The 7,137-nt window shown below is 66.6% G+C and carries 7 protein-coding genes and 1 pseudogene; 1 reads left to right on the top strand and 7 read right to left on the bottom strand.

Annotated features, from left to right (window positions below; translation table 11 throughout):
* From ABW137_RS22705 to rpmF, 7 genes and pseudogenes are all read right to left on the bottom strand, one after another.
* Positions 1 to 191 (bottom strand): annotated as a pseudogene (locus ABW137_RS22705) (MspA family porin); the annotation flags it as partial.
* A 379-nt stretch (positions 192 to 570) separates the two neighbouring features.
* Positions 571 to 729 carry a hypothetical protein gene (locus ABW137_RS22700; RefSeq protein ID WP_526403702.1) on the bottom strand — a complete coding sequence of 53 codons (159 nt, stop codon included), beginning with the start codon at positions 727 to 729 and terminating at the stop codon, positions 571 to 573.
* A 159-nt stretch (positions 730 to 888) separates the two neighbouring features.
* Positions 889 to 1,461, bottom strand: coding sequence for a MogA/MoaB family molybdenum cofactor biosynthesis protein (locus ABW137_RS22695; protein WP_526403701.1), 573 nt, complete (start codon positions 1,459 to 1,461; stop codon positions 889 to 891).
* Positions 1,458 to 2,825: a S1C family serine protease gene (locus tag ABW137_RS22690; RefSeq protein WP_526403700.1), complete on the bottom strand. Its 1,368-nt coding sequence runs from the start codon at positions 2,823 to 2,825 to the stop codon at positions 1,458 to 1,460. The genes ABW137_RS22695 and ABW137_RS22690 overlap by 4 nt, the downstream gene beginning before the upstream one ends.
* A gap of 158 nt (positions 2,826 to 2,983) precedes the next feature.
* On the bottom strand, positions 2,984 to 4,504 hold the full coding sequence (locus tag ABW137_RS22685; protein WP_526403699.1) for a sensor histidine kinase: 1,521 nt from the start codon (positions 4,502 to 4,504) through the stop codon (positions 2,984 to 2,986).
* Positions 4,504 to 5,190 (bottom strand): response regulator transcription factor, encoded by a 687-nt coding sequence (locus ABW137_RS22680; RefSeq protein ID WP_526403698.1) that lies wholly within the window; start codon positions 5,188 to 5,190, stop codon positions 4,504 to 4,506. Before ABW137_RS22680 ends, ABW137_RS22685 begins: the two co-directional genes overlap by 1 nt.
* A 105-nt stretch (positions 5,191 to 5,295) precedes the next feature.
* Positions 5,296 to 5,469 (bottom strand): 50S ribosomal protein L32, encoded by a 174-nt coding sequence (gene rpmF, locus ABW137_RS22675; protein ID WP_526403697.1) that lies wholly within the window; start codon positions 5,467 to 5,469, stop codon positions 5,296 to 5,298.
* Positions 5,470 to 5,740: 271 nt separating this feature from the next.
* Here rpmF and ABW137_RS22670 point away from each other — a divergent pair.
* The coding region (locus ABW137_RS22670) for an acyclic terpene utilization AtuA family protein (protein ID WP_526403703.1) at positions 5,741 to 7,137 on the top strand (1,397 nt) is incomplete at its 3' end.

Below are 7,137 nucleotides of genomic sequence, written 5' to 3'. Positions count from 1 at the left end.
GTCAGCCGGTTGCGGTCGAGCGGGAACACACCGTTGAGGAACGTGTCCCACTGCTGGACCGTCAGAGTCCGGTCCTGGCCATCGACCAGGCTCAGCTCGTTGTCCAAACCTGCGTGTGAGGTGCCCGTGCTCGTGAAGAGAGCAGCAATGGCCGCGACCAGCGCGACCAGCACCCGACTGATTGCCTTCATAATCTCCCTAGCGTTCTTGACGACGGACTGTGCAGTCCGCCCTCTTCCTGTTGAGTGCCCGGCTCTACCGCTAAACCTGACACCTCGCAAGCCCTCGATGTGAGTGGAATTAGAAAGCTCACATGTTGTTCTTACGCAATGCTCATCGTTGACAGCAGAAACATAACGGGGAGGCATCCCCCCGGCAACGCGTGAACATCGACGCGCTTCGCAGGCGGGGACGAGCGGCAGTGTTTGCCAGAACGGTCAGAGGGGTGCCGCCCGGCCTGCCCGGCGGGCACGTGCGCCAGCAACGGACACCGTGGATCCGCACATCGACGGCCGTCGACAAATCCCTTCCGACACTGAACATTTCCCGCGCTCAACGCGAAATGACAGCTCAGCCGTGGTGCGGCGGCACATTCTCCCGCAACCAGGCGTCGTATTCTGCGTCGCCGTCGGACGACTTTTCGTCGCGCTCATCACTGGTTGTCTCGGGCAGCGGATCGCCGAAAATCTTGTTAACTGCGTGACGCGAGGGGCGCTGGGAGTCGCTCACACCGGTCCTTTAATGTGACGAAGATCACACTCGGGAATTTGTTGCTGACGCGCCGACTTTAACGGAACTCGGGCGTACCACCCAAAAACCAACGGCGGCGCCAGGCCCCACGCTGAGCGTGGGCTGACACCGCCGTGAGCCGTTGGAGACGGCCAAGAGTTAGATCTCCAAGTTGGATAGCTGATCGATGATCTGCACCGCGAGGGGTCCAAGCGTCGCCATGCCGTCGCGAACTGCCGCGCGAGAACCGGCGATGTTGACCACCAACGTGCTGCCCGAGACACCTGCCAAGCCCCGAGACACCCCCGCATCCACGATGCCCGCCGACAGGCCGGACGCGCGCAGCGCCTCGGCGATCCCGAGCAGCTCGCGGTCCAGGATCGTCCGGGTCGCCTCCGGGGTGACGTCACGGGGCGTCACCCCGGTACCACCCACCGAGACCACCAGGTCGACGCCGCCGATGACGGCAGTGTTCAGCGCGTTGCGAATCTCCACCTCGTCGGCCGAGACCACCACCGCACCGTCGACGACGAACCCCGCCTCACCAAGAAGCTCGGTGACCAGCGGACCGCTGTGATCCTCTTCGTCTCCGTGCGCCGTCCGGTCGTCTACGACGACGACCAATGCCCGGCCCACCAACTCCCCTGGCGTTTCCATGAACGCCACCGTATATCCCGCCGCCGACGGGAGCGCGGCCATCTTGAGTACGGGCGAGTCCGGCACCGTGGTCATTGCGCGGCCTTGCCGAGAGTGACGTCGACGGTCTGCGACTGTCCGGACGAATCGAGATAGGTCAGCGTCACCTTGTCCCCCGGCGCCCTGGACCGCACCGCGGCGACGAGCGCGTCGGCACTACCTATCACTCTGTCGTCGACCTTCGTGACGATGGAACCGCTGGGCAATCCAGCGGTCGCGGCCGCTCCCCCGCTGGTGACGTCGACGATCTTCGCGCCGTCCACACCCGCGTCGTTGCCGACCTGGACGCCCAGGGAGGCGTGCGATGCCGTGCCGTTCTGGATCAGCTCGTCGGCGATGCGCTTGGCCTGGTCGACGGGGATGGCGAAGCCCAGGCCGATCGAGCCGCTCTGCGATTGGCCGGGGTCACCGCCCAGAGTCGCGATCGCCGAGTTCACCCCGACGAGTTCGCCGTTCATGTTGACCAGCGCGCCACCCGAGTTGCCGGGGTTGATCGCGGCGTCGGTCTGAATCGCGTCCAGGACGCTGTTCTGGTTCTGTGCATCGCCGCCTGCGGCGACGGGTCGGTTCAGCGCACTCACGATGCCGGTGGTCACCGTGCCCTCCAGGCCGAGTGGCGAACCGATGGCGACGACGTCCTGGCCCACCTGCAGGCTCGACGACGACCCGAGCGTGATCGGCGTGAGTCCGGATGCCCCCTCCGCCTGCACCACGGCGATGTCGCTACTGGGGTCGGTGCCCACCACCTTGAACGTCGTGGTGGCGCCGTTGGCGAAGGTCACCTTGGTCTGCACGCCTCCTGGGGAGGCACCGTCCTTGGCGGCTGCCACTACGTGGTTGTTGGTCAGGATCAGACCATCGGTCGACAGGATGATGCCGGAGCCCTCCTCCGACTGCCTGCCCATGTTGGTTTCGAGCTTCACGACGCTCGGAACCACCTTGGCGGCCACCTGCTCGACCGAGCCTGCGGGCACGCTGGCGGCCGGCTCGCTGGGCGTCGCGCCCGTGGCCGACGAGGTGACCGTGGGACGGTTCGGCTGCACCAGCGTCGCGACACCGCCACCCACCCCAGCGGACAGCACCGCGATGGTGAGCGCGCCCACCGTCAAAAGCCCTGCGCGCGAACGCTTTCGGGGATTCACAGGGGCACTGGGAGGTATCATTCGCGTGCGATCGGCGGCGCGATAGGGATCCTGCGGAAAGGGTTGCTGCTGCGTGGCGTATCGCCAGTCGTAGGACTGCTGGTAGCCACCCGTACGCTGTGGACCGGTATAGCCGGCGGGCTGCTCGTGTGCTCCAGATCGGTGCTGACCGGTGAAACCGGGCGCTGCTGGCTCGTTCGCCCCTGGCCGGTGGCCGGGCGGTGGCGGCGGCGGCGTATACCTCGGATGGTTGGTCATTGCGACTGGGTGCTCTTCCTTCGAGTAGTTTCGGGTGGCGTCCTGCGTCTTCCTAGTTATCAACGAAAGGCTCGTCCCGACAGTGCCCCGTGGGGCTGAGAATCCACTTAGAGATCATTCGAGACTTGCCCAGACTTCTCGCAGCACCAACCCCCGAACTACTCATTCTCGGTGCTGTTGCCCGCCCCGTCCACCGCACCGCTCTCGCGTGTCGCCGCCATTTGATGCTCGCGAGCCGGGACCGGCCGGCCAGGGATCACCACGTGGATCGAAGCGCCTGGCGGGTCGCCACCGGGGACCGTGTCATCGATGCGAAGTGTCCCACCGTGTTTCACGACGACCTGCTTGACGATCGCCAACCCGAGGCCGGACCCGGTCATCGCGCGGGCCGACGTCGACCGGTAGAAGCGCTCGAAGACCAGATCCCGTTCGGCAGGCGGTATCCCCGGCCCCAGATCGGACACCACCAGTTCGGCGTACTGCGGCTCGATCTGGGCCAGCCTCACCGCGACCCGGCCATCGGGTGGACTCCACTTGGCCGCGTTGTCGAGTAGGTTGAGCACCGCCCGCGAGAGCCCCGCCTCGTCGCCGTACACCTGCCATTCGGACAGATCGACGTCGAAATCAATGTCGTTGCGCCGCCTGCGAACTCGCTCCAGGCTTCGTTCCACCACATCGGACAGCAAGACGGGCTCGTGGATGGTGACGCCGGCGTCGTCACGGGTGAGGTCGACCAGGTCGCCGACCAACGTGGATAGTTCCTCGATCTGGGCGATGACGTCGGTGCGTAGCCCCGCCATCTCCTCTTCGGGAATCGTCGGTGCCCCCGGTGCCATCGAGGCCATCAGCAGTTCCACGTTGGTACGCAAGGACGTCAGCGGTGTGCGTAGCTCGTGCCCCGCATCGGTGACCAGCCGCGACTGTCTCTCCCGCGACTCGGCCAGCGCACGCAGCATCATGTTGAACGCCTGGGTGAGACGGGCGAGCTCGTCACTGCCATGGACCGGTATCGGACGCAGATCGTCGGTTCTGGCCACGCGTTCGGCGGCCTCGGTCAACCGCGCCACGGGTCTGAGCCCGGTTCGTGCGACGGTGCCACCGGCAATGGCCGCCACCGCCATCCCGAGACCACCGACGATGAGCAGGATGGTGCCGAGCCGCTTGAGCACCTTCCCGGTGGGGTTGACGCTCTTGGAGATCAGCAACGAGTTGCCATTGGGCAGGTGCACTGCCAGCACGCGTTGATAGTTCGCGGTGCGCAACGACATTCGCAACTTGCCCTGGATGACGTCCTTCTCTGGCTCGCCGAGGGGCAGTGTCTGCCCTTCCTGGTTCGCGGTGTAGATCGCCCGGCCCGGCATGACGAACATGGCGTTGACTTCGGAGTACGCCGTGCCCTCAATCGCCTTGCCGGGGTCGACGGCCAGCAGGCCGCTCTCGATCAACAAACGCGTCCGAATCTGCAGCTGATTGTCGATGTCGTCGTAGAGGGCGCGAGAGACGACGGCGTAGACGGCCAGGGCCATCAGGACGACGACCATCGCGACCATCGACATCGCCAGCAGCATCACCCGCCAGCGCAGCGACACCGAACTGGCGTCGTGCAGTGCCGCTTCGCGAACATCGGCCGACCGTCGTTCGCGCGACCGCCACCAGAACGGTGACCGGGGATCCGCCATCAGGGTGGGGTCTCACGCAATACGTAACCCACGCCGCGGACGGTGTGGATGAGTCGTGGTTCCCCTTCCGCTTCCGTCTTGCGGCGCAGGTAGCCGACGTAGACCTCCAAGGCGTTGCCCGACGTGGGGAAGTCGAATCCCCACACCTCTTCGAGGATGCGGCCGCGGGTGAGCACCCGGCGGGGGTTGGCGATCAACATCTCGAGCAGCGAGAACTCGGTGCGGGTCAGGCTGATTTGGCGCTCGCCGCGCGTGACTTCACGGGTCACGGGGTCGAGGCTCAGGTCGGCGAACGTCATGGCCGCCGACTCGCGGTCGTCGGGGAGCACGCGCCTGCGCAACAGGGCGCGCATGCGGGCCAGCAGTTCTTCGAGGGCGAACGGCTTGGGGAGATAGTCGTCGGCGCCCGCGTCCAGACCTGCGACGCGCTCGGAGACCGAGTCACGTGCGGTGAGAACCAGGATCGGTAGGTCGTCGCCGGTGCTGCGGAGCTGGCGGCAGACCTCGAGGCCATCGAGCCGGGGCATCATCACGTCCAACACCAGCGCGTCGGGCCGGTCGCTGGCGATCAGTTGGAGGGCCTCCAGGCCGTCTTGCGCCAGATCCACCGTGTATCCGTTGAAGGCGAGGGATCGGCGCAGAGATTCGCGCACAGCGCGATCGTCGTCAACGACAAGTATGCGCACAGCGACAGTTTCAACCCCGTGTCTGAGAGTGACCTGAGAGGCGCGCCGGTAATTGGCTCAATTCCTCGGTGGTCGCCGTCCGGCGCGATGGACTGCCGACTGGGGCTAGCGGCGGTCGAGGTCGATCAGTCCGAGGCGGGCCGCCTTGAGAAGGCGACGCGGCACCTTGTGCTGCTGACCTGCGACGTTGACGTTGACCAGACCAGTGGCCTCGGCCTTCCACTGCGCGCGCCGGCTACGGGTGTTCGAGCGCGACATTCTCCGCTTGGGCACAGCCATGGTGGAGCTTCTCCTCTTGAGGTTCTTGCATTCGATGTTGCCGCGCACACTCGACGTACAACTAGGCGACGGCAATTGCCACTCAGGATAGCCGGTGAGCTGCGTAGCCTCCAAAAGCGGCGGGGTCCCCCACCGCCGCACCCTTGACGTGGGACCTTCGGTAGCAGGTAACCTACCGGTTGGTTGGGCCGTGACGGTGATGGGAGCTTGGAAATTGGCGCCAGTTCGGATCGGCAACTGTTCGGGTTTCTATGGTGACCGGCACGCCGCCATGCGGGAGATGCTGACGGGCGGCGAGCTCGACTACGTCACCGGCGACTACCTGGCCGAACTCACCATGCTGATCCTCGCCCGCGACCGGGCCAAGTCCCCGGAGCGCGGCTATGCCAAGACGTTCCTCACCCAGCTCGAAGAGTCGCTCGGCCTCGCGATCGAGCGCGGCGTGAAGATCGTCGCCAACGCGGGAGGGCTGAACCCTGCGGGTCTGGCCACCGCCGTGCGCGGACTCGCCGACCGGCTCGGCATCCACGTCGACGTCGCCCACGTCGAAGGCGACGACCTGGTCGGCCGGGCGGATGAGCTCGGGTTCGGCGCCCCTCTCGCCGCCAACGCCTACCTGGGCGCCTGGGGCATCGTCGACTGTCTGAACGCGGGTGCGCACGTCGTCGTCACGGGCCGGGTCACCGATGCGTCGGTGATCGTCGGACCTGCCGCCGCGCACTTCGGTTGGCAGCGCACCGACTACGACGCACTGGCGGGCGCGGTCGCCGCGGGGCACGTCATTGAGTGCGGCACGCAGGCCACCGGTGGCAACTTCGCCTTCTTCACCGAACTCTCGGGGGTGGCCGACCTCCTGCACCCCGGCTTCCCGATCGCCGAGATCGAGGCCGACGGGTCCTCGGTCATCACCAAACACGCTGGCACCGGCGGCCTGGTCAGCGTCGACACCGTCACCGCGCAGCTGCTCTACGAGGTCGGCGGCGCTCGCTACGCCAACCCCGACGTCACGCTGCGGCTCGACAGTCTCGCGCTCAGCGAGGACGGACCAGACCGGGTGCGCATCAGCGGCGTCGTCGGGGAAGCACCGCCGCCGACGCTCAAGGTGTCGCTCAACGCGATCGGCGGGTTCCGAAACGCGATGACGTTCGTGCTCACCGGACTCGACATCGACGCCAAGGCCGATCTGGTGCGCCGCCAGCTGGAAGCCGGCCTGACGGTCAAGCCCGCCGAGCTGGAGTGGACGCTGGCGCGCACCGACCATCCCGATGCCGACACCGAGGAAGCCGCCAGCGCACTGCTGCGCTGCGTGGTCCGCGACCAGGACCCGAAGAACGTCGGTCGCCACTTCTCCTCGGCCGCAGTCGAACTGGCGCTGGCCAGCTATCCAGGATTCACCACCACCGCTCCGCCCGGTGAAGGTCAGGTGTACGGGGTATTCACCGCAGGCTACGTCGATGCCGCCAAGGTGCCGCACGTCGCGGTCCATGCCGACGGCACCCGCACGGACATCGCTCCCGCCACGGCCACCGCCGTACTGAAACCCGTTGTCCAACCCGCGTTCCCGTTTCCACTCGACGGCGGCGAGACTCGGCGCGTTCCGCTGGGCACCATCGCAGGCGCGCGCAGCGGCGACAAGGGCGGCAACGCCAACGTCGGAGTCTGGGTCCG

The organism is Mycobacterium sp., from assembly GCF_040509115.1.
GTDB lineage: Bacteria > Actinomycetota > Actinomycetes > Mycobacteriales > Mycobacteriaceae > Mycobacterium.
The sequence above is the reverse complement of the archived record's forward strand: the minus strand, read 5'-3'. Positions and strand labels throughout refer to the sequence as shown.